This window comes from Streptomyces sp. NPDC058464, from assembly GCF_042721035.1.
Taxonomy (GTDB): domain Bacteria; phylum Actinomycetota; class Actinomycetes; order Streptomycetales; family Streptomycetaceae; genus Streptomyces.
The window spans coordinates 253,981-273,967 of sequence record NZ_JBHXMA010000002.1; the positions used below are offsets into that span (position 1 = coordinate 253,981).

The 19,987-nt window shown below is 70.6% G+C and carries 23 protein-coding genes and 1 pseudogene; 14 read left to right on the forward strand and 10 right to left on the reverse strand.

Annotated elements, in window-relative coordinates; translation table 11 throughout:
* Positions 1–121 precede the first annotated feature (121 nt).
* Positions 122–760 carry a uridine kinase gene (locus ACFWPQ_RS04135; protein ID WP_384029714.1) on the reverse strand — a complete coding sequence of 213 codons (639 nt, stop codon included), beginning with the start codon at positions 758–760 and terminating at the stop codon, positions 122–124.
* 127 nt (positions 761–887) lie between these two features.
* Between ACFWPQ_RS04135 and ACFWPQ_RS04140 the strand changes: the two genes are divergently transcribed.
* Positions 888–1,292 (forward strand): hypothetical protein, encoded by a 405-nt coding sequence (locus ACFWPQ_RS04140; RefSeq protein WP_384029716.1) that lies wholly within the window; start codon positions 888–890, stop codon positions 1,290–1,292.
* Between the two features lie 63 nt (positions 1,293–1,355).
* Here the strand turns inward: ACFWPQ_RS04140 and ACFWPQ_RS04145 are convergent, their stop codons facing one another.
* From ACFWPQ_RS04145 to deoC, 3 genes are read right to left on the reverse strand one after another with little or no spacing between them, the layout of a single operon-like run.
* A complete protein-coding gene (locus ACFWPQ_RS04145) occupies positions 1,356–2,279 on the reverse strand; it encodes an aldehyde dehydrogenase family protein (RefSeq protein ID WP_384029718.1) in 924 nt (307 codons plus the stop codon).
* A complete protein-coding gene (locus tag ACFWPQ_RS04150; RefSeq protein ID WP_384029720.1) occupies positions 2,272–3,708 on the reverse strand; it encodes an aldehyde dehydrogenase family protein in 1,437 nt (478 codons plus the stop codon). Before ACFWPQ_RS04150 ends, ACFWPQ_RS04145 begins: the two co-directional genes overlap by 8 nt.
* A 20-nt stretch (positions 3,709–3,728) precedes the next feature.
* Entirely contained in the window at positions 3,729–4,679 is a 951-nt protein-coding gene (deoC, locus tag ACFWPQ_RS04155) for a deoxyribose-phosphate aldolase (RefSeq protein WP_384030082.1), read from the reverse strand.
* 217 nt (positions 4,680–4,896) lie between these two features.
* On the opposite strand from deoC, the gene ACFWPQ_RS04160 reads away from it, so the two are divergent.
* Positions 4,897–5,580: a PH domain-containing protein gene (locus ACFWPQ_RS04160; RefSeq protein ID WP_384029722.1), complete on the forward strand. Its 684-nt coding sequence runs from the start codon at positions 4,897–4,899 to the stop codon at positions 5,578–5,580.
* 207 nt (positions 5,581–5,787) lie between these two features.
* Here the strand turns inward: ACFWPQ_RS04160 and ACFWPQ_RS04165 are convergent, their stop codons facing one another.
* The gene (locus ACFWPQ_RS04165; protein ID WP_384029725.1) at positions 5,788–6,246 is read right to left on the reverse strand and encodes an Lrp/AsnC family transcriptional regulator; all 459 of its coding nucleotides are present in this window, start codon (positions 6,244–6,246) and stop codon (positions 5,788–5,790) included.
* 62 nt (positions 6,247–6,308) lie between these two features.
* On the opposite strand from ACFWPQ_RS04165, the gene ACFWPQ_RS04170 reads away from it, so the two are divergent.
* The 3 genes and pseudogenes from ACFWPQ_RS04170 to ACFWPQ_RS04180 all read left to right on the forward strand — a co-directional run.
* Complete coding sequence (locus ACFWPQ_RS04170; protein ID WP_384029727.1) at positions 6,309–7,022, forward strand: AzlC family ABC transporter permease; 714 nt, start codon at positions 6,309–6,311, stop codon at positions 7,020–7,022.
* Positions 7,015–7,344 (forward strand): branched-chain amino acid transporter permease, encoded by a 330-nt coding sequence (locus ACFWPQ_RS04175; RefSeq protein ID WP_384029730.1) that lies wholly within the window; start codon positions 7,015–7,017, stop codon positions 7,342–7,344. The genes ACFWPQ_RS04170 and ACFWPQ_RS04175 overlap by 8 nt, the downstream gene beginning before the upstream one ends.
* Before the next feature lie 48 nt (positions 7,345–7,392).
* A pseudogene (locus ACFWPQ_RS04180) lies at positions 7,393–7,535 on the forward strand (TetR/AcrR family transcriptional regulator); the annotation flags it as partial.
* 196 nt (positions 7,536–7,731) lie between these two features.
* Here ACFWPQ_RS04180 and ACFWPQ_RS04185 read toward each other — a convergent pair.
* A complete protein-coding gene (locus tag ACFWPQ_RS04185; RefSeq protein ID WP_384029732.1) occupies positions 7,732–8,211 on the reverse strand; it encodes a hypothetical protein in 480 nt (159 codons plus the stop codon).
* Positions 8,212–8,322: 111 nt separating this feature from the next.
* On the opposite strand from ACFWPQ_RS04185, the gene ACFWPQ_RS04190 reads away from it, so the two are divergent.
* Positions 8,323–8,964, forward strand: coding sequence for a nucleotidyltransferase domain-containing protein (locus ACFWPQ_RS04190; protein WP_384029734.1), 642 nt, complete (start codon positions 8,323–8,325; stop codon positions 8,962–8,964).
* 21 nt (positions 8,965–8,985) lie between these two features.
* Here the strand turns inward: ACFWPQ_RS04190 and ACFWPQ_RS04195 are convergent, their stop codons facing one another.
* Together ACFWPQ_RS04195 and ACFWPQ_RS04200 are read right to left on the reverse strand one after the other, a co-directional pair.
* On the reverse strand, positions 8,986–9,168 hold the full coding sequence (locus tag ACFWPQ_RS04195; RefSeq protein ID WP_384029736.1) for a DUF397 domain-containing protein: 183 nt from the start codon (positions 9,166–9,168) through the stop codon (positions 8,986–8,988).
* A 10-nt stretch (positions 9,169–9,178) separates the two neighbouring features.
* Positions 9,179–9,661: a DUF5753 domain-containing protein gene (locus ACFWPQ_RS04200; RefSeq protein WP_384029738.1), complete on the reverse strand. Its 483-nt coding sequence runs from the start codon at positions 9,659–9,661 to the stop codon at positions 9,179–9,181.
* Between the two features lie 4 nt (positions 9,662–9,665).
* Here ACFWPQ_RS04200 and ACFWPQ_RS04205 point away from each other — a divergent pair, with 4 nt between their 5' ends.
* Positions 9,666–9,944: an ATP-binding protein gene (locus tag ACFWPQ_RS04205; protein ID WP_384029740.1), complete on the forward strand. Its 279-nt coding sequence runs from the start codon at positions 9,666–9,668 to the stop codon at positions 9,942–9,944.
* 27 nt (positions 9,945–9,971) lie between these two features.
* Here the strand turns inward: ACFWPQ_RS04205 and ACFWPQ_RS04210 are convergent, their stop codons facing one another.
* Positions 9,972–10,304 (reverse strand): ArsR/SmtB family transcription factor, encoded by a 333-nt coding sequence (locus tag ACFWPQ_RS04210; RefSeq protein ID WP_384029742.1) that lies wholly within the window; start codon positions 10,302–10,304, stop codon positions 9,972–9,974.
* Between the two features lie 104 nt (positions 10,305–10,408).
* On the opposite strand from ACFWPQ_RS04210, the gene ACFWPQ_RS04215 reads away from it, so the two are divergent.
* Entirely contained in the window at positions 10,409–11,383 is a 975-nt protein-coding gene (locus ACFWPQ_RS04215; RefSeq protein WP_384029744.1) for a zinc-binding alcohol dehydrogenase family protein, read from the forward strand.
* A gap of 171 nt (positions 11,384–11,554) precedes the next feature.
* On the opposite strand, the gene ACFWPQ_RS04220 is transcribed toward ACFWPQ_RS04215, so the two are convergent.
* Entirely contained in the window at positions 11,555–12,013 is a 459-nt protein-coding gene (locus ACFWPQ_RS04220; RefSeq protein ID WP_384029746.1) for a MarR family winged helix-turn-helix transcriptional regulator, read from the reverse strand.
* Between the two features lie 63 nt (positions 12,014–12,076).
* On the opposite strand from ACFWPQ_RS04220, the gene ACFWPQ_RS04225 reads away from it, so the two are divergent.
* From ACFWPQ_RS04225 to ACFWPQ_RS04250, 6 genes are all read left to right on the forward strand, one after another.
* On the forward strand, positions 12,077–12,445 hold the full coding sequence (locus ACFWPQ_RS04225; RefSeq protein WP_384029748.1) for a VOC family protein: 369 nt from the start codon (positions 12,077–12,079) through the stop codon (positions 12,443–12,445).
* Positions 12,446–12,870: 425 nt separating this feature from the next.
* Positions 12,871–13,215 (forward strand): hypothetical protein, encoded by a 345-nt coding sequence (locus tag ACFWPQ_RS04230; protein WP_384029750.1) that lies wholly within the window; start codon positions 12,871–12,873, stop codon positions 13,213–13,215.
* Positions 13,216–13,403: 188 nt separating this feature from the next.
* Positions 13,404–14,417, forward strand: coding sequence for a phosphate ABC transporter permease subunit PstC (pstC, locus tag ACFWPQ_RS04235; RefSeq protein WP_384029752.1), 1,014 nt, complete (start codon positions 13,404–13,406; stop codon positions 14,415–14,417).
* Positions 14,418–14,503: 86 nt separating this feature from the next.
* The gene (gene pstA / locus ACFWPQ_RS04240; protein ID WP_384029754.1) at positions 14,504–15,757 is read left to right on the forward strand and encodes a phosphate ABC transporter permease PstA; all 1,254 of its coding nucleotides are present in this window, start codon (positions 14,504–14,506) and stop codon (positions 15,755–15,757) included.
* Positions 15,754–17,460 (forward strand): phosphate ABC transporter substrate-binding protein PstS, encoded by a 1,707-nt coding sequence (gene pstS, locus ACFWPQ_RS04245; protein ID WP_384029756.1) that lies wholly within the window; start codon positions 15,754–15,756, stop codon positions 17,458–17,460. Before pstA ends, pstS begins: the two co-directional genes overlap by 4 nt.
* Entirely contained in the window at positions 17,460–19,955 is a 2,496-nt protein-coding gene (locus tag ACFWPQ_RS04250; RefSeq protein WP_384029758.1) for a hypothetical protein, read from the forward strand. The genes pstS and ACFWPQ_RS04250 overlap by 1 nt, the downstream gene beginning before the upstream one ends.
* Positions 19,956–19,987: the final 32 nt, after the last annotated feature.

Genomic DNA, 19,987 nt, shown 5'->3' on the forward strand with positions numbered 1-19,987 from the left:
CACGGGGGACACGGGGGTGTTCGGCGGAGCGACGGGGGAAGCGGGACTGGAGGGCCGGGGGGTCCATCCAGTCCCGCTTTTTCTGTTCTCTGCGACGGTCGGGTTCTGTCCCCTACGGGGGTCAGGCCGCCGGTGTCCGGTCGCGGGTCTGCCGGCCCACCGCGGCCGCCGCCATCCGGCCCAGCGCCTCGTCCCGGTCGCACGGGTGTGCGCCCAGCGACACCTGGCGGGCGACGATCGTGCGCTCCGCCCGCATCAGCCGCCAGCCGCGCCGCAGCAGGAACGGCACCGACTTGCGGCCCTCCCTGAGATCGCGCAGGAAACGGCGCCGGAACGTCTTCACCGGGCCCCGGCTGAGGCAGAGCGCATCGGCCAGGAGGCCCAGTTCGCGGCAGCGGTCCACGATCTCGGCGGCGAAGATGCCCTCGGCGATGAACAGGGGGGTGCGGCCGATGTCCAGCGTCTCGGCGCCGGTGCGGGCGCTCAGTGCTATGTCATATACCGGTACGGGCGCCGCCCCCGTGGCGCACAGCCGCCCGATGGCCTCGACCGCGACCGCCGAGTCCCAGGACTCCGGGTGGTCCCAGTCGATGTCCGAACTCCCTGCCACCAACGGCAGAGTCGGGTCGTCGCCCTCCTTGTAGAAGTCGTCGAGGCGCAGGACGGGGAGCCCGGAACGGGCGGCGACCAGTGACTTGCCCGAGCCCGAGGGGCCGCACAGCAGCACGACGCGGGCGGGAGACGGGGGATGAATGCTCACGGAACACCAGTTTGACGTATGGGGAGCCTCCTGCCGACCCCGCGGGTCGGCTTTGGAGCGTGAGTCACACCTCAAATACCCTGTGTGCCGACCTGATTACCCTGCGCACCAGAAGGTGGCACCAGCGATGTCCCGACACGTGTCCTCCCCGACCCCGACCGCTCGGCGCGCCCTGGCCGCCCTCGCCACGGCAGGTGTGGCGCTCGGCGCGGGCGCCGCGACGGCCGCCGCGGACAGCCGGCCCGTGCTGGACGTGGTCCGCACCCGGCCCACCTCGCTCGGCCAGATCGACCCGCAGGCGGGCATGCAGGCGCTGGGCGGCGTACTGCCCTACGTCACGGGCCCGGTGACGGGTCTGAAGCCCAACCCGCTCGCGGGCACGGGTGTCGACCCGCTGGACAACGGGGTGGGGACGCAGCTGGCCGACTTCAAGCCGCTGACGTCGAAGATGCTGACGGGGCCGCTGGCGCAGGCCCCGTCGATCGGCTCGCTTCCGGTGGTGGGGCAGCTGCTGGGGAGTGTGGGGCACTGAGCCCGGTGGGGAACTGCGCGACCAGCCGCCAACGGCCCGCAGTTCCCTACTCGGAGGGGTGGATCAGTACGAAGAACCGGACGCGCCCAGCGAACCCGTCGGGTGCCAGACCGTCTTCGTCTCCAGGAACGCCGTCAGGCGGTCGAGACCCGGTGTCGCCGTCCAGTCGTCCACAGGCTGTGGACGCAGGACGCGCTTCAGGTTGTCGGCCGCCGAGATCTCCAGCTCCTTCGCCAGCACCTCGTCGGCGCCCGCGAGGTCGATGGCGTTGACGTCCTGGTGGGACGCCAGGGGCGCCGCGATCTCGGCCGTACGGCCGGAGAGGACGTTGACGACGCCGCCGGGGACGTCGGAGGTGGCGAGGACCTCGGCGAGGGAGAGGGCCGGGAGTGGGGACTTCTCACTCGCGACGACGACGGCCGTGTTGCCGGTGGCGATCACGGGGGCCACGACGCTCACCAGGCCCAGGAAGGACGACTCCTGCGGTGCCAGGACCGCGACCACGCCCGTCGGCTCGGGGGAGGAGAGGTTGAAGAACGGGCCCGCGACCGGGTTGCCGCCGCCGACCACCTGGGCGATCTTGTCGGTCCAGCCCGCGTACCAGACCCAGCGGTCGATCGTCGCGTCCACGACCGCGGCGGCCTTGGACTTGCCGAGGCCCTCGGCGTCCGCGACCTCGCGCACGAACTGGTCCCGGCGGCCCTCCAGCATCTCCGCGACGCGGTAGAGGACCTGGCCGCGGTTGTAGGCCGTGGCCCCCGCCCAGCCGCCGAACGCCTTGCGCGCGGCCACGACCGCGTCCCGGGCGTCCTTGCGGCTGGCAAGCGGTGCGTTGGCCAGCCAGTTGCCCTTCCCCGCCGCGTCAGCGGCTGATGGCTTCGTCGTCACCTCGTACACCCGGCCGCTCTCGGAACGCGGGAACTTCCCGCCGACGTACAGCTTGTAGGTCTTGAAGACGCTCAGACGGTCACTGCTGCGATCAGACATCGAGGTACGCCTCCAGGCCGTGGCGACCGCCCTCGCGGCCGAAGCCCGACTCCTTGTAACCGCCGAACGGCGAGGTCGGGTCGAACTTGTTGAACGTGTTGGACCAGACGACGCCGGCGCGCAGCTTGTTCGCGACGGCCAGGATCCGGGACCCCTTCTCGGTCCAGATGCCGGCGGAGAGGCCGTACTGCGTGTTGTTCGCCTTGGCGACGGCTTCGTCCGGGGTGCGGAACGTCAGGACCGACAGGACCGGGCCGAAGATCTCGTCGCGGGCGATGGTGTGCGCCTGGGTGACGTTCGTGAAGAGCGTCGGGGCGAACCAGTAGCCGGCGGACGGGAGTTCGCAGGCGGGGGACCAGCGCTCGGCGCCCTCGGCCTCGCCCTGGGCGGCGAGGGTGGTGATGCGGGCCAGCTGCTCGGCGGAGTTGATCGCGCCGATGTCGGTGTTCTTGTCCAGCGGGTCGCCGAGGCGGAGGGTGGACAGGCGGCGCTTGAGGGAGTCGAGCAGCTCGTCGTGGATGGACTCCTGGACGAGGAGGCGGGAGCCCGCGCAGCAGACCTGCCCCTGGTTGAAGAAGATCCCGGTGACGATCCCCTCCACGGCCTGGTCGATCGGGGCGTCGTCGAAGACGATGTTGGCGCCTTTGCCGCCCAGTTCGAGGGTGAGCTTCTTGCGGGTGCCCGCGACCGTGCGCGCGATCTCCTTGCCGACGGCGGTGGAGCCGGTGAAGGCGACCTTGTTCACGTCGGGGTGGGCGACGAGCGCGGCGCCCGCGTCGCCGTAGCCGGGGAGGATGTTGACGACGCCCTTGGGCAGGCCCGCCTGGCGGCAGATGTCCGCGAAGAAGAGCGCGGAGAGGGGGGTCGTCTCGGCGGGCTTGAGGACGACGGTGTTGCCGGTGGCGAGCGCGGGAGCGATCTTCCACGCCAGCATGAGGAGGGGGAAGTTCCAGGGAATGACCTGGCCCGCCACGCCGAGCGGCCGGGGGTTCGACCCGAAGCCTGCGTGGTCGAGCTTGTCGGCCCAGCCCGCGTAGTAGAAGAAGTGCGCGGCGACCAGGGGCAGGTCGGCGTCGCGCGTCTCCTTGATCGGCTTGCCGTTGTCCAGCGTCTCCAGGACGGCCAGCTCGCGGCTGCGCTCCTGGATGATGCGGGCGATGCGGAAGAGGTACTTGGCGCGCTCGGAGCCCGGCAGCGCGGACCACTTCTCGAAGGCCTTGCGGGCGGCCTTCACGGCCCGCTCGACGTCCTCGGCACCGGCCCGGGCGACCTCGGACAGCACTTCCTCGGTGCTCGGGCTGACGGTCTTGAAGACCTTGCCGTCGGCGGCCTCCGTGAACTCGCCGTCGATGAAGAGGCCGTAGGAGGGGGCGATGTCGACGACGGAGCGGGACTCGGGCGCCGGTGCGTACTCGAATGCGGTGGTCATCTTTTCCTTGGCCATGGTGATCAGTCCACCGTCACGTAGTCGGGGCCGGAGTAGCGGCCGGTGGCCAGCTTCTGACGCTGCATGAGCAGGTCGTTCAGGAGCGAGGAGGCGCCGAAGCGGAACCAGTGGTTGTCCAGCCAGTCCGCGCCGGCGGTCTCGTTCACCAGGACGAGGAACTTGATCGCGTCCTTGCTGGTCCGGATGCCGCCGGCGGGCTTGACGCCGACCTGGACGCCGGTCTGCGCCCGGAAGTCGCGCACGGCCTCCAGCATGAGGAGGGTGTTCGCCGGGGTGGCGTTGACGGCGACCTTGCCCGTCGACGTCTTGATGAAGTCGGCGCCCGCGAGCATGCCCAGCCAGGACGCCCGCCGGATGTTGTCGTACGTCGACAGCTCGCCGGTCTCGAAGATGACCTTCACACGGGCGGCGCCCGAGGCCTCCTTCACGGCGGTGATCTCGTCGTACACCTTCATGTAGTTGCCGGCGAGGAAGGCGCCGCGGTCGATGACCATGTCGATCTCGTCGGCACCGGCGCTCACCGCGTCGCGTACGTCGGCGAGCTTGACGTCGAGTGCGGCGCGGCCGGCCGGGAAGGCGGTGGCGACGGACGCGACCTTGACGGACGAGCCGGCGACGGCGTCCTTGGCGACGGCCACCATGTCGGGGTAGACGCAGACGGCGGCCGTGGCCGGGGTCGTACGGTCCGTCGGGTCCGGGTGGACCGCCTTGGCGCCGAGCGCCCGGACCTTGCCCGGGGTGTCCGCGCCTTCCAGGGTCGTCAGGTCGACCATCGAGATGGCGAGGTCGATGGCGTACGCCTTCGCGGTGGTCTTGATGGAACGGGTGCCGAGCGAGGCGGCACGCGCCTCCAGGCCGACCGCGTCGACGCCGGGCAGCCCGTGAAGGAAGCGGCGCAGCGTGCTGTCGGACGCGGTGACGTCAGCAAGTGCGTGGGGTGCGGTGGTGGGCATGGTCACCAGCCGAGCATATCTACGCGCGTAGCGGCTGTACACCCCGAGGGAGCGGTTCTTCTCGAGGGCGGGTGGGCAAGCGCCCCGAAGGGGCGCGGGGCTGGATCGATGTGCGGCTCCGCCGCGTGGGCGCGACCAGCCACGGACCACCGGCACCCGCGTACGGTCGTGCCGCCCCCACGGCGCCGATGCGAACGTCTGGTGCAGAATCGGCGCTATGACCACGCCCCTCGTCAAGGACCGCATCTACCGCTCGCCCCAGGCGCTGATCGGTGGTGTCCTGCTGCTCGCCATCGTCGGCTGGCTCGGCATCGACGCGCTGCTCCGGGGACACGGCCGTACCCCCTGGCTGGCCCTCGCCGCGCTCATCCTCATCGTGCCGCTGGTCGTCGCCTTCACCCTGCGCCCCGCGGTGTTCGCGGGCGAGGACCGGCTGCGGGTACGGAACCCGTTCCGGGTGATCACGCTGCCGTGGGGGGAGATCGCCTCCCTGCGGTCCGGTTACTCGAACGAGGTGATCGTCAAGTCCGGTGCGAAGTACCAGCTGTGGGCGATCCCGGTGTCCCTGCGGAACCGCAAGAAGGCGGCGCGCCGGCAGGCGAAGGCGCAGGCGGCCGCGCAGCGCGGGCGGTCGGGGGCGGGGGGCGCCGGGCGCGGGCTCGGCGGCTTCGGCGGGTTCGGTGCGTCCGGCGGGTTCGGGGGGCAGATCGAGCCCGAGCATGCGACCGGGTCGGTGCGCGCGGAGACCGACAAGGTCATGGACGACCTGCGGGAGATGCTGGAGAGCAGAGGGCCGGCGGAGTCGGCGCAGGGCGAGATCACGGTGCGGTGGGCGTACGAGGTGGCTGCGCCGGCGGTGGCGGGGGCGGTGTTGCTGGCGATTCTGCTGGTGGTGGGGTAGGGCCGTGGTGGGGGTGCGGGTGGTTGCTCGGGTGCGGCCCGGTGGGGTGTTTGCGCAGTTCCTCCCCCAGCCTTCGGCCGGGGGTGCCCCCGGCGCCCCTGAGGTGGTGGGGGTGTGGGCTGGTGGTCGGGTGCGGCCCGGTGGGGGTTGTTCGCGCAGTTCCTCCCCCAGCCTTCGGCCGGGGGTACCCCCGGCGCCCCCAGGGGGTCAGTCGTCGGTCTTGATCTTCTTCATCGTCAGGTGGGACTCGACGCGGAGGATGCCGGGGAGGCCGGTGAGTTTGCCGGTGAGGAAGGCGTTGTACGCCGCGTCGTCGGCCACGGCGACGCGGAGGAAGTAGTCGGGGCGCCCGTACATCCGGCGGAACTCGATGACCTCGTCGTAGGAGGAGAGCGTCTCCTCCAGCGTCTCGATGGTTTTGAGGTCGTTCGCGGAGACCTCGATGTCGATCATGACTTCCAGGCCCCGGCCGACGGCCTTCGGGTCGATCACGGCGCGGTAGCCGGTGATGACCCCGGCGTCCTCCAGCCGCTTCAGCCGGCGCAGGCACGGCGGCGGGGTGAGGCCGACCCGCTTGGCCAGCTCGACGTTGGTCAGGCGGCCGTCCTGGCGCAGGTGAAACAAAATTTCCCGGTCGATGGCATCCAGGTGCATTTCATTTCCCATGCCATCAGCTTACGGGAATTATTGGAAACCATATGTGGCGACAATCCTCCTAAAATTTCAGCATGCATACGGTTTTGGCCGCGCCGCCCTCGACCGCCACCCGCTCGGAGGCCCTCGCCGCTCTCAGGGACTCCGCCTCCGTGGGGCTCGCCCTGCTCCCGCTGGGCCTCGCCTTCGGGGTGCTCATCACCCACGCCGGCCTGCCCTGGTGGTGCGCGAGCCTGTTCACCGCCGTCATCTACGCCGGCTCGTTCGAGTTCCTGCTGGTGGGTCTGGCCGTCGCGGTCACCCCGCTGACGACGGTCGCGCTGACCGCGTTCCTGGTCAACGTCCGGCACGTGTTCTACGCGCTGTCCTTCCCCCTCGACCGCGTGCGGGGGCCGCTCGGAAAGGCGTACGGCACGTTCGCGCTGACCGACGAGGCGTACGCCCTGACCGCCGGTGAACGGGCCCGGTCCTGGTCCGGCGCCCGCATCCTCTGGCTGCAGTTGTTCATGCAGTCGTACTGGGTCGGCGGCGCCACCCTCGGTGCCCTGCTCGGTTCGGTGGTGCCCGACGGCGTCACCGGGATGGACTTCGCGATGACCGCGCTGTTCGCCGTACTCGCCCTGGACGCCGTCCGGGAGCGGCGCGGCGACCTGCCCACCCCCGTCCTCGCGCTGCTCAGCGCCCTGGTCGCGCGGCTGGTCCTGCCCGGACAGATGTTGCTGGCCGCGTTCACCCTCTTCACCGCCGCGCTGCTGGTCCGGAGCCGCAAGGAGGAGTCCCGTGCCTGACACCCGCTACCTGCTCATGGCCGTCGGCGTCTCGGCCGCCGTCACCTGGGCGCTGCGCGCGCTGCCCTTCACCGCCCTGGCCGCGCTGCGGGCCAGCAGGACCGTGCGCTACCTGGGCGCCCGGATGCCCGCCGGTGTGATGGTCATCCTGTTCGTGTACTGCCTGCGTGACCTGCCGCTGACCGAGCCCCGCGTGACCGCGCCCCTGGCCGCGTTGGCCGTCACCGTCGGACTGCACCTGTGGCGCCGCAACGCCCTGCTGAGCATCATCGGCGGCACCGTCGTCAGCGTGGCCCTGGCCAGCACCCTCTTCGCCGGCTGAGCCCACAGAATGGACTGTACGGTCCACTGCGCGGAGGTCGGTCGGGCGATGCGGGGCAAGGAACTGACGGCCAAGGGGGAGGCCACCCGGCGCCGGATCGTCGCGGGGCCGCCGAGGTGCTGCGGGAGCAGGGGGTCGGCTCCGTGACCCTGGACGACGTCATGGCACGTACCCGCACCAGCAAGAGCCAGCCCTTGAGGCGGTGGTGCCGGGGAGTCTCGGTGACCGGTCCGGGGTTCGTGCGCATGGTGATCCAGGCGCGGTAGGTGTTCTCACGGGTCTGTTGGGCGAGGCTCTCCCGTCCCTTGGCGGAGGCCGCGTCGGCGAACCGTACTTCCCGGTGGCCCTCTGGTGCCGGAGGTGCGGCGCGGTCACCGCGGCCCGCGGTCATGCGATGTCCCGAGGGTCCGGTACCGGGCCGTAGTCCTCGCCGTGATCCCTGGTCAGTGCGGCCAGCAGCTCGGGGTCGGAGTAGACCTCGGCGGTGTGCTGCCAGGCGATGAGCAACTGGGCGACGGCGGCACTGTTGCCGACCGAGTCGGCGGCGCGCATGGTGTCGACCAGTTCGACGGCGAAGGCGTGGAGGTCGGGCTCGGGCAGGAAGCGGACCCAGGGGAAGGCGTCCGGCAGTATGTCGAGGAGCAGTTCCGTGCTGCCGGGCTCCCGGCGCGCCATCGCGGCCAGCATCCGGGTGGCCGCGGACACCACGGTCTGGTCCTGCTCGGCCCGCGCGGCGGTGGTGAGAACCAGGTCCTCACCGTCTCTGCGGTGCAGGAGCAGCCTCGGTGAATCCTTGAGCCGGGCAAGCGTCTGCTTGTTCTTGTTCACCAGCTCGGAGAAGTTCACTGCTGCACTCTCGACGCCCATGTCTTTGAAATTACTTCGAAACTCACTGTCGCGTCATCGCACGGACGAGTGATCACGCTTCCGTCGATCCGGCATGAAGGATCTTGTGATGCGCGGCGGTAGGTTGTGCTGATGCCCGATTCCCTGCCACCCGGCGGCGCCGTTCTCGACGCTGGCGAACTGGCCGCCCGCTGGGCGGACCCGTGGCGGCCGGAACAGGTCGCGGCCCGCTTGGGCGGGGTCGGCGTGCCCTGGTGTGTTGCGGCCGGGTGGGCCCTGGACTTCTTCCGTGGCGGGCAGTCGCGGCTCCACGGCGATCTGGAGATCGCCGTTCCTGTGGCAGGGCTGGCGGAGGTACGTGACCGCTTCCCCGAGTACGTGTTCGACGCGGTGGGCTCAGGGCGTGTCTGGGCCGCGGCAGGAGAGGAGGCACTCGCGGCGACGCATCAGACATGGGTACGGGACCCGGCGAGCGGCCAGTTCCTCTTCGACGTCTTCCGTGAGCCGCACGAGGGCGGGACCTGGATCTGCAGGCGGGACGAGAGCCTGCGGCTGCCGTACGACGCGATCATCGACCGGACGGTGGACGGCATCCCCTACCTGGTCCCGGAGTTGGTGCTGCTGTTCAAGGCGAAGGACCCTCGGCCCAAGGATCAAGCTGATTTCGACGGGGTGCTGCCGCTGCTGAGTCAGGCGCGGCGCGAAGCTCTCGGCGGCTGGCTGAGGCGCGCACATCCCGGACACCCCTGGCTGACGAGGCTGGCCCTGCAGTGACGAGGACCAACTGCCCTGCGCTCAGCTGCCCGGTTGCGCCGCGTGCGCGACGAAGTTCGCCCAGGAGGCGGGCCGGAGGGTGAGGTGGGGGCCGGAGGGGTGTTTGGAGTCCCGTATGTGGATCGCGGTAGGGCCGGGGGCTATCTCGACGCAGGCGGAGCCTTGTTCACTGTGGGTCGACTTCTGCCAAGTCGGTTCGGTCATGGTTCGTCTCTCAGATGTCTTGGGCGATGCGGTGGACGAGGTCGAGCGACGGGGCTGTTTTCAGAGCGACGGCCTCCATACGGTCCAGGACGAGCCGGTACATCTCCAATCGCCCTGCTCCATCGACGAGTTCGCTGCCGTGTGCGGTGTCCACCTCGACGGTGTCGAGGGCGGGCAACGGGCCGTGGAAGTAGTCGACGGCGTGGCCTGTCGTGGGGAACGAGGTGCCGTCGAAGGGGATCACCCGGAGGCTGACGGTGGGGTGCTTGCTGATCTCGGCGAGGTGCTGCAGTTGGGCCCTGGCCACCTCGCGGCCGCCGAACTGCATGCGCAGAGCGGCCTCGTGGACGATCGCCGTGTACGACGGCGGCTGCTCGCGGTGGAGGATGGCCTGACGCTTGATCCTGTGGGAGATCCGGTACTCGGCAGAGGTGAAGTCCTGGATGCCGTAGAGCTGTTGACGTCCGAACTCGTCACCAATGCCTATCTGCACAGCGGTGGACCCGTTTCGTTGCGCCTCGCCTCGCCTCGCCGCGCTCGCGGACGGGCGGCTGCGGGTCGGGGTCTGGGACGGTCATCCGCATGTCCCCGCCCCCTTCGGCGAACCGCCCTGGAACCGGGTGCCGCCCGCGCCGGAGGATGCGGAGGGCGGGCGTGGGCTGTGTCTGGTGGCGGAGTACGCCGATCGATGGGGCGGTCTGGCCCTCGGGGACGGTCCGCTGGAGCGCGGTGCCGGGAAGCCGCTCTGGTTCGAGGTGGGCGGGAAGGGAGGATGACCGTGACGGGCGTCCTCCTGCCCGGACCTACAGATCCGGCTCCGGTCGCAGGGCCAGGTCGAGCAGTCCCGGGAAGCGGGTCTCGAACTCCGTTCGCCGCAGGCGGTTGACGCGGCGCGGTCCCTCGTCGCGCTGTTCGACGAGACCGGCTGCCCGCAGCACGGAGAAGTGATGGCTGAGGGCGGCCTTGCCGACGGGCACGTCGAAGCTGCCGCAGCTGCGGGACCACTCGGCGCTGGCGGCCAGCTCACGGACGAGCGTGAGGCGTACCGGGTCGGCGAGGGCGGCGAGCACGGTGAGGACCGGTACCTCGTCGGGGTGGGTGTGCTCGGGGGCGGCCCGGTGGCTCGTGCCGGCCATGCCGTCCTCCTCTTCGCCGTGTTTCCGCTTGCCGAGTGTTCGATGAAAACCATACACTCCCGAGTGTTCGATTGACGTTGAACACTTGTCGAGAGGTGTGTGCCGTGCGCGCGGTCGAGTTGCAGGAATACGGCGGTCCTGAGGTCCTGAAGGGCGTGGAGGCGGAGGTCCCCGAGCCGGGCCCCGGTGAGGTGAGCATCGACGTGGCGTACGCGGGCGTGAACTTCGCCGACCTCAAGGCGCGTGCGGAGGGCTACCGCGTGCCGGGGCTGCCGTTCCGTCCGGGGCTGGAGGTCTCGGGCCGGGTCAGGGCCCTCGGTGCCGGGGTCACGGGCCTCGCCGTCGGCCAGGAGGTGGCCGCGCTGACCCAGGGCGGCGCCTACGCGGACGTGGCCGTGACCGAGGCGGCGATGGTCTTCCCGCTGTCGGCCGGGACCGACCTGCGCACCGGAGCCACCCTCCCGTCCGTCCTGCCGACGGCATACGCCCTCGTCCACACCGTCGGGCGCCTCCAGCCCGGCGAGACCGTCCTCGTGCAGGGTGCGGCGGGCGGGGTCGGCACGGCGGCCGGGCAACTGGCGAAGGCGGCGGGCGCGGCTGCCGTGTACGGCGTGGTGTCGAGCGCGGCGAAGGCCGCCTACGCACGGGACCACGGCTACGACGAGGTCTTCGTCGGCGACTTCGAGGAGCCGCTCCGGGAGGCCACCGGGGGCCGGGGCGTCGACCTCGCCCTCGACCCCGTCGGCGGCACGACCCTGCGCGCGAGCCTCTCCTCCCTGGCCCGCTTCGGCCGCCTGGTCTCCTACGGCAACGCCGGCGGTGAACCGGCCTGGACGGTGGGCCAGGCGGAGCTGTACCCGCGAGGCCTGTCGGTCGCCGGTTTCTCCATCCTGACGCTGGCCCAGACCGCGCCGGATGTGCTGCGGGAGCTGTCCGCCCGGGCCTTCGCGAAGGCGGTGGACGGCACGGTGACCCTGCCGGTCACGGCCGAGTTCGCCCTGGAGGAGGCGGCGGAGGCACACCGCCTGATGGGCGCGCGGACGAGCACGGGGAAGCTTCTTCTGCGGGTCGCGGGCTAGGGTCCGGCGCGAAGGCCGATCCTGCTCGGCGTCGACTCGACGGTCTGCCGGGCTCGTCGCCACGCGGTCTCATGCGGCTCATCGCGGCGGAAGGCGCAGCCGGCCTCCGTCCGTTCTCGATGTCGCCTGCACTCCGGTCCGGGCGCGGCGGGACGTGTGCCGGGGAGCGGGCTATGCCCCGTCGTTGCCGTGGCGCAGGGAGCGGATCATGCTCTGCAGGGTCCGGAACGCGTCCGACTGCTCGGTCTCGGTCATGCCGGCCAGCATGCGCACCTCGACGGACCGGACCGCTGCGGAGGCCTTCTCCAGGCTCCGTCGGCCGCTGGGCGTGAGCCGCGTGGGAAGGGCCTTCCCGACGGGTGCCTCCGCGGGCCTGGTCACGTAGCCGTCTCGTTCCAGGGCCTGGAGCAGTACGTTCATCGACTGCCGTGTCACGAACGCGCCCCGCGCGAGCTCGGAGTTCGACAAGCCCGGTCGCTGGGCCAGCAACTCGAGGCAGGAGTAGTGCGTCACGCTCATCCCGAGCGGCCGCAGCACCTCCTCCATGGCCGCGCGGAGCACGCTCGACGCCTCTTTCAGCAGGTAGCCCAGTGACGTCTCCAGGTCGACGCCGGCGCCGTCTTTACTCATGTCAGTATTTTGACATAGGTTCTCCGTGTCAGGATACTGACACGAAGGACAAGGAGCATCACCATGCCCGTCACCGGCCCCGACTTCGTCTCGCTCCAGGTGCGCGACCTCGACGCTTCGCAGGCGTTCTACGAGCAGTACCTCGGCCTCGTGCGCTCCCAGGCGGGACCTCCGCACGCCGTCGTGTTCGAGACGAAGCCGATCGCGTTCGCACTTCGCGACGTCGTTCCCGGCACCGATCTCGCATCCGCTGCCCAGCCCGGCATCGGTGTCGCGATCTGGCTCCACGCCACAGGCGTCCAGGCCATTCACGACGCTCTCGTCGCCGACGGCCGGACCGTCGTCTCCGCGCCGATCGACGGCCCGTTCGGCCGGACCTTCACCTTCGCCGACCCCGACGGCTACCAGGTCACCCTCCACGACCGCGCTTGACGGGCCGAACCGGAAGACCAGCGGCCCCCGAGGACCGCGGTCGAGCCCGAGGCCCGGGCGGCGGCTCCGGCCCGATCGCGTGGTGCTCGCGTGCCGCGGGCCGCGAGGCGGTCTCGGCGTTCCTGGAGGAGGCCTGAGGAGGCCTGAGGAGGCCCGAGGAGCCGCCGCCCCAATTGGCAACGTTGTCCCGGTCCGAGTGGGAGCGCTTTCTCCGTGTCTTGCCTACGGGTTACCTAGGGGATACCTCTACATGAAGCGTGGCCTCGGCAGTCAGTTTTGTCCGGGCGCCGTCACCCGCGTCTCAGTAGATTGCTGCTGCCGCCCCAGAGTGCCGTACCTGCGGATTTTACTTACCTATTGGGCGGCGGGGGTGGGACATGGAGCGGTCCGAGAGGGCGGCAAGACCTGCCGCCGGGGCAGCGGGCATGAGATGCCAGGTGGACATCGACGGGCAGGGCAGGTTCGGCTGGCGGCTGGTGGCGCCGAACGGGAGATCGGTGGCGGTCTCGCTCACCGCGCACGACAGCCATGCCCGATGTCGTGCCGCGTTTCATCGCATGTGCGCGTTGCACTCCCGTACCGGGGGCGGAGTGCAGCACGGTTCCGACGGCGGCGGCTGGGTGTGGGTGGTCTGGGACGAGTCCGGCCGTCATCTGGCGGGCTCCGCGCGGACGTACGAGAGGCATGCCACCTGCCGTGCGTCCTACGACCGGTTCCGCGCGACGATCGCCGAACTGGTATATGCCGGGCCCGAGTTATGGGGCGAGTGAGCCAGGGCTGATCCGCACGTCAACCGGGCCTGAAGGGACCCTGGTCGGGGGTGAGATGTGCCCGTGCGGGCGAGGCCGATGTTGCCCTTAGGGAACCCGTAGTTCACACCTCGGGATGGGCATGTCAACCGCTGGCACGGAGTGTCGGGACCGTGCCTTCGCTGAGAAGAACCAGACAGCCGCAGCCCGTGATCGCGGGTGCTGGCTCCACCGACGCCGGCGATCCCGACGTCCGAAGACGCCTGTACGCCGATCCCGGGCTGCCCGACCGGGTGTTCCGCTCGGTGCTGCGCTCGGGCGGCGGTCTCGTGCTGGCCGTGATGCTGCTCGTCGGCGGCTTCCTGCTCTACCGGGCCTGGCTGGCGCTGGACAAGGCCGGCTGGTCCTTCCTGACCACCGCCGAATGGGAGCCCGGCAACGGGAAGTTCGGCATCGCCGCCGTCATCGTCGGGACCATCCTGATCGCGACCGTCGCGGTGCTCGTGGCCGTGCCGCTCGCCACCGGCGCCGCGCTGTACATCTCCGAGTACGCCTCGCCGCGGCTGCGCCGGACACTGATCAGCGTCGTCGACCTGATGGCCGCCGTACCGTCCGTGGTCTACGGCCTGTGGGGCGTCTTCTTCCTCCAGGACAAGGTCCTGCCGATCGCCCGCTGGATCTCCACCTACCTCGGCTGGATCCCCGTCTTCGACGTACAGGGCGCCGACCCCGACGACCCGCTCGCGCCCGAGAGCATCTACACGTCCTCGACGTTCATCGCGGGACTGGTCGTCGGCATGATGATCGCGCCCATCATCTGCTCGATCATGCGCGAGGTCTTCTCCCAGGCGCCCGCCGGTGAACGCGAGGGCGCCTACGCGCTCGGCGCCACCCGCTGGGGCATGATCCGCAGCGTGGTGCTGCCCTTCGGGCGCGGCGGGATGATCGGCGGCACGATGCTCGGGCTCGGCCGCGCCCTGGGCGAGACGATCGCCGTCTTCATGATCATCTCGGTGACCTTCCAGGTCCAGTGGCACATCCTGCAGTCCGGCACCAGCTCGGTCTCCTCGCTGATCGCCCTGCGGTACGGCGAGGCGAGCCAGTTCAGCATGTCCGCGCTGATGGCGGCCGGCTTCTCGCTGTTCGTCATGACGCTGATCGTCAACTTCGCCGCCTCGTCCATCGTCGCCCGGTCCCGCTCGGGCGCGACGAGCGACGCCTGAGAGCCCCAGCCCCAGCCCCAGCCCCAGCCCCGTCTCCAGTCCCACGGCGCCCGCAAGTCCGTCACGCCACACAGGAATGAGCGACCATGACCGTTGCCCCCGAAGCGCCCGGCGCGCGTCAGGCGGCCGGACGCCCGGGCACCACGCTGCCGGGCCCGGCCCGCGGCGCCGACCCGGCCGGTGAGCGCCGGCGCGCCCTGACGCAGCTGCACGCCACGGACCTGTACGCCATCGCCGGAGCCGCCACCGCCGCGCTGTCGATGACCTGGCTGCTGTTCCACTGGCTGCTGCCGTTCAACGGCGTCGTCGGCTTCGTCGTCATCGCGTACTGCCTCTTCCTGCTGGTCTACGCGCTGCTGGTCTCCTTCGACGAGGACGGGCCCGCGATCGTCGACCGGATCGCGGCGGCGGTCGTACGGTCGATGGGGCTGCTGCTCGTCGTGATCCTCGCGTTCGTCGTGTGCTACGCGCTCATTCAGGGCCGCAAGGCACTGGTGCACCTGAACTTCTTCACCCAGAGCATGGAGCTGGCCGGACCGCTGCAGCCGCTCAGTGTGGGCGGGGCGCTGCACGCGGCGGCCGGCACCCTGATCATGATCACGATCGCGCTGCTGATCACCGTGCCGGCCGGGCTGGTCTGCGCGGTGTTCCTCAACGAGGTGCCCGGCGCCTACGCCCGGTTCGTGCGCACCATCGTCGAGGCGATGACGGCGCTGCCGTCGGTCGTCGCCGGTCTGTTCATCTACGCGACGGTGATCCTGGGCCTGGGGCTCGACCAGTCGGGCCTCGCCGCCGGTCTCGCCCTCTCGGTGATGATGCTGCCGATCATCATCAGGGCCGCCGACGTCGTCATCCGGCTGGTCCCCGGCACCCTGCGCGAGGCCAGTTACGCGATGGGGACGAGCCGCTGGCGCACGGTCTGGCACGTGGTCCTGCCGACCTGCCGCTCGGGTCTGACGACCGCGGTGATCCTCGGCACCGCGCGCGGCATCGGCGAGACCTCGCCGGTCCTGCTGACCGCCGGCTTCACCAACGAGCTCAACCTCAACCCGCTCCACGACCCGATGGTCTCCCTGCCGCTGGTCACCTTCGAGTTCGTCAAGTCGCCCGAGCCGAACATGATCTCGCGCGGCTTCGGCACGGCGGCCCTGCTCATGGCGCTGGTGCTGCTGCTGTTCGTCGCCGCCCGCATCCTCGGCGGCCGCGGCCCCGGCCACCTCACGCGCCGCCAGGAACACCGGCGCGTCCTCGCGTCCCGGCGTGACGCGCGTCGATTCGCCGGGCGCCGGACGGCCGACCTCGTCGTCAACACCCCTACCGAATCCGGGAGTCCGTCGTGAAACCCGCCACTCGTTTCCGTCTGGCGGCCACCGTGCTGTCACTGCTGTGCGCCCTGCTCGCCGTCCAGCCGCCGCCCGCCGCGGCGGCCTCCTACGCCAAGATCACCGGCTCCGGTTCGACCTGGAGCTCCAACGCCGTCCAGCAGTGGGTCCGCAACGTCAAGGCCAACTACGGCATGACGGTCAACTTCACGGCCAACGGCTCCTCCCAGGGCCGCGAGCAGTTCAAGAACAACACCGTCGACTTCGCGGTCTCCGAGATCCCCTACGGCCTCAAGGAACAGGGCGTCACCGACACGCCGCCCAGCCGTGGCTACGCCTACATGCCGATCGTGGCCGGCGGTACGGCGTTCATGTACAACCTCAAGATCAACGGGAAGATGGTGACCAACCTCCGGCTGTCCGGGGACGTCGTCACCAAGATCTTCACCGGGAGGATCACCCGCTGGAACGACCCCGCGATCGCCGCGGACAACCCGGGCCTGACCATGCCGGCCCGCGCGATCGTCCCGGTCGTCCGCTCCGACGGCTCCGGCACCAGCGCCCAGTTCACGATGTGGATGTCGAAGCAGTACGGCTCCCTGTGGGCCGACTACTGCTCGCGCACCGGCCGCGGCAGCGGCAACTGCGGCATGACCTCCAACTACCCGCTGCTCAGCGGCTCCACGATGATCGCCAAGTCCGGCTCGCTCGGCGTCTCCGGCCACGTCCGCCAGCCCTCCGGCGAGGGCGCCATCACCTACGTCGAGTACTCCTACGCCAAGAACACCGGCTTCCCGGTGGCCAAGGTGCTCAACAAGGACAACTACTACGTCGAGCCGACCGCCGCGAGCGTCGCGGTGGCGCTGACCAAGGCCGAGATCAACGAGAACAAGTCGTCGGTCAACTACCTCACCCAGATCCTCGACGGCGTCTACGCCAACCCGGACGCCCGCACCTACCCGCTGTCCAGCTACAGCTACATGATCCTGCCGACCAAGGCGGAGTCCGGCTTCACCGCCGCCAAGGGCAACTCGCTGGGCACGTTCGGCCGTTACTTCCTCTGCGACGGCCAGCAGCAGGCCGACGAGCTCGGCTACTCGCCGCTGCCGAAGAACCTCGTCGAGGCGGGCTTCGACCAGCTCCGCAAGGTCCCCGGCGCGCCCACCGGCAGCATCAACATCAACACCTGCCGCAACCCCACCTTCTCCGGCGGGGTCAACACCCTGATCAAGAACGCCCCGTACCCCAAGTCCTGCGACAAGAAGGGGACGACGCAGTGCACCACCGGCACGGCCGGCGCGGCGGGCACCGACACCCCGGTGAAGCCGGGCGCGACCGGCGGTAACTCCTCCGGCGGCTCCGGTTCGTCGTCCGGCGGCTCGTCGACCGGCGGTTCCTCCGCGACGGGCGGCAGCGGCACGGGCGGTACGGACACCAACGGTGACGGCAAGCCCGACGCGAGCGCCAGTGCTGCCGCCGGCGGCACCTCGGGCGGCACCGTCGACCCCGACACCGGCGAGGTGGTCAGCGGCGACGGGGCGAGCACCGGCGACACGAACGTGGCCGCCAACCCCGTCGCCCTCGCCTCCGACAACAGCCTCGGGATGCGCGGCGCCCTGATGGCCCTCTCCGCCGTCCTGCTCGTCGCGGTGGTCGTGGGACCACCGCTCACCGCGCGGCTGCTCGCGGGACGTTCGAGCCGTCGTAAGGGGGAGCTGTGATGAGAAGACGGCTGACGACAGGGATGTCTCCCGGCCGGCGGCGGGTGACCGCGGGGGTGGGGTGCCTGGTGTCCGCGCTGGTGCTGGCGGTGCTGCCGCTGTCCAAGGGGGCGGATCAGGCGCAGGCGGCCACAGCGGAGAGTTCGGCGGTGACCAAGAGCGGGGCGGAGGGGGTGTACGGGGACGACTTCTCGAACCTCAAGGTCACCGTGCACCAGACGAAGGACCTGGCCGGGCAGGGCGTGCGGGTGACGTGGACGGGCGGGGAGCCGTCCGGCAACGTCGAGACGAACTTCCTGTCGATCATGCAGTGCTGGGGGGACGCGGACTCCGGACCGGACCGTACGCAGTGCGAGTTCGGACTGGCGGCCGGCGGGCAGAAGGGGGACGGCCGGGCCGTGTACCGGGGCGACACCTCGGGCCACGACCCGCTGGAAGCCGATTCCACGACCCCGGTCGACAAGAACGGCACCCACTACGTGCCGTTCCGGCCGGTGGACGGACAGGGGGACCCCACCACGGGCCCCACCGACACCACGTACTTCACCGACGGGGACACCAACGCCGACCCGTTCATGCCGAACGACGGGGACGGCGGCGGCGACATCTCGTTCGAGCTGAAGTCGGCGGTGGAGCAACCGGCACTGGGCTGCGGCGCCCGCACCACCTCGGCCGGCGGAATCCAGCCGTGCTGGCTGGTGGTCGTGCCCCGCGGTACCCACGACCCCAACGGGCGGACACATGTCGGGGGCGACCAGGTCACCTCCTCGATCAGCCAGTCGAACTGGGACCAGCGCATCGTGTTCCGGCTCGGCTTCGCGCCGGTCACGGACAACTGCGACGCGGACAAGCCCGAGCGCGGGATCATGGGTTCCGAACTGGCCACCGACGCCATCACGTCGTGGCAGGGCGCGCTGTGCAGGACCGGCACCTACCGCTTCAACTACACCCAGTCCGGTGAGCAGCAGGCGCGGGACGCCGTGACCTCGGGTGACGAGCTGGCGGGGCTCGCCATGACGGTGGATCCCGTCGAGCCGGTCGACGGGGCGGCGCAGGTGGTGCACGCGCCGGTCGCGGTGACGGGGCTGACGATCGGCTTCGTCTGGATGTACGACGCGACAGGCGGCAGCCGGCCGCTGACGGAGCTGAAGCTCAACCAGAGACTGCTGGCCAAGGTACTCACCCAGTCCTACCCCCTCAGCCTGGTCAAGCCCGGCAACAAGGTGCCCGACTATCTCTCCGGCAACCCGGATTCCGTCGTCAAGGACCCTGAATTCCTCCAGCTCAATCCCGGCCTTGCGGGCCAGGCGGCCACCAACGCCCCACTGGGTCTGGCCGTGACCGTGGCCAACACCGACTCCGCCAACCTGGTATGGAAATACATTCTGGCGGACAAGGACGCGAAGGAATTCATCGAAGGGAAAGCGGATCCCTGGGGAATGAAGGTCAACCCCTCGTACGAGGACGGGGTGGTCTCGGAATCCCTGGACTTCTTCCCCAAGGCCGACATCGCGCCCACCACGACGGACTGCGGGGGCGGCAACACCACCACGACCACCTACACCGGGCTGGACGTCGTCCCCTATGTCAACGACATGCACGACGGGGCCCTGAAGGTGCGCCGCGGTGACATCGGCACCGCATACGACTGCACGCTCACCGCCGACGTGCCGAAACTGACGCCGGTGGGCCGGCCGATCCCGACGAGGCAGCGCCAGTTCGGTGTGGTGGACAACGCGTCCGCGGTGCGCTACCAACTGGGCGCCGCCGCCCTGGCGAACGCCGACGGCGCCTACGTCACGCCGACCGACGAGTCCCTGCTCAAGGCGGTCGCCGAGATGCCCGACTCGGACGTGGCCGGCGTCAAGGCGCCCGACCCCGGGAAGATGAGGGACGGCGCCTACCCGCTGACCGCCGTGGTCTACGCGGCGTCCTCGCTCGACCAGGCCAAGGACGCCCGGCAGGACTACGCCAAGGTGATGCGCTACGCGGCCGGCGCGGGGCAGACCCAGGGCACCGCGAAGGGCGAACTGCCCTATGGCTACGCCCCGTTGCCCGCCGCCCTGCGTACACAGGCGGAACAGGCCGCCGACAAGCTGGAGAAGGGTGCGCCGAACGCGGACGAGTCGTCCGGCGGGACGTCCGGAGGCGGCGGCGACCTGAGCGGCACCGGCAGCGGCGGCGCGGCGGCCGGCGGCGCGGCCGGCGGCACCGGCGGCGACTCCGCCGGGACCTCGGGCGCCGCGACCGGCCCCGACGCGTCGGACACCGCACAGCCCTCCAGCGCCCCGAGCGAGACCGCCCCGGCCCAGCAGAACGTGGCCCAGTCCGGCGGCCACACCCCGTCGGAGGTGCTCGGGCTGATCCGCTGGGTGCTGCTCGGAGTCCTCGTCGCGGGCGGAGCGGCCGCGCTTGCGGGCCCGGTGATGCTGCGGCTGTCGGTACGCGGGGCGGCCTCGACCCGATTCCACGGGGACGGAGGGAAAACCAGGTGATCGCCGGATTCCCATTTCCGGGGTGTATTCGA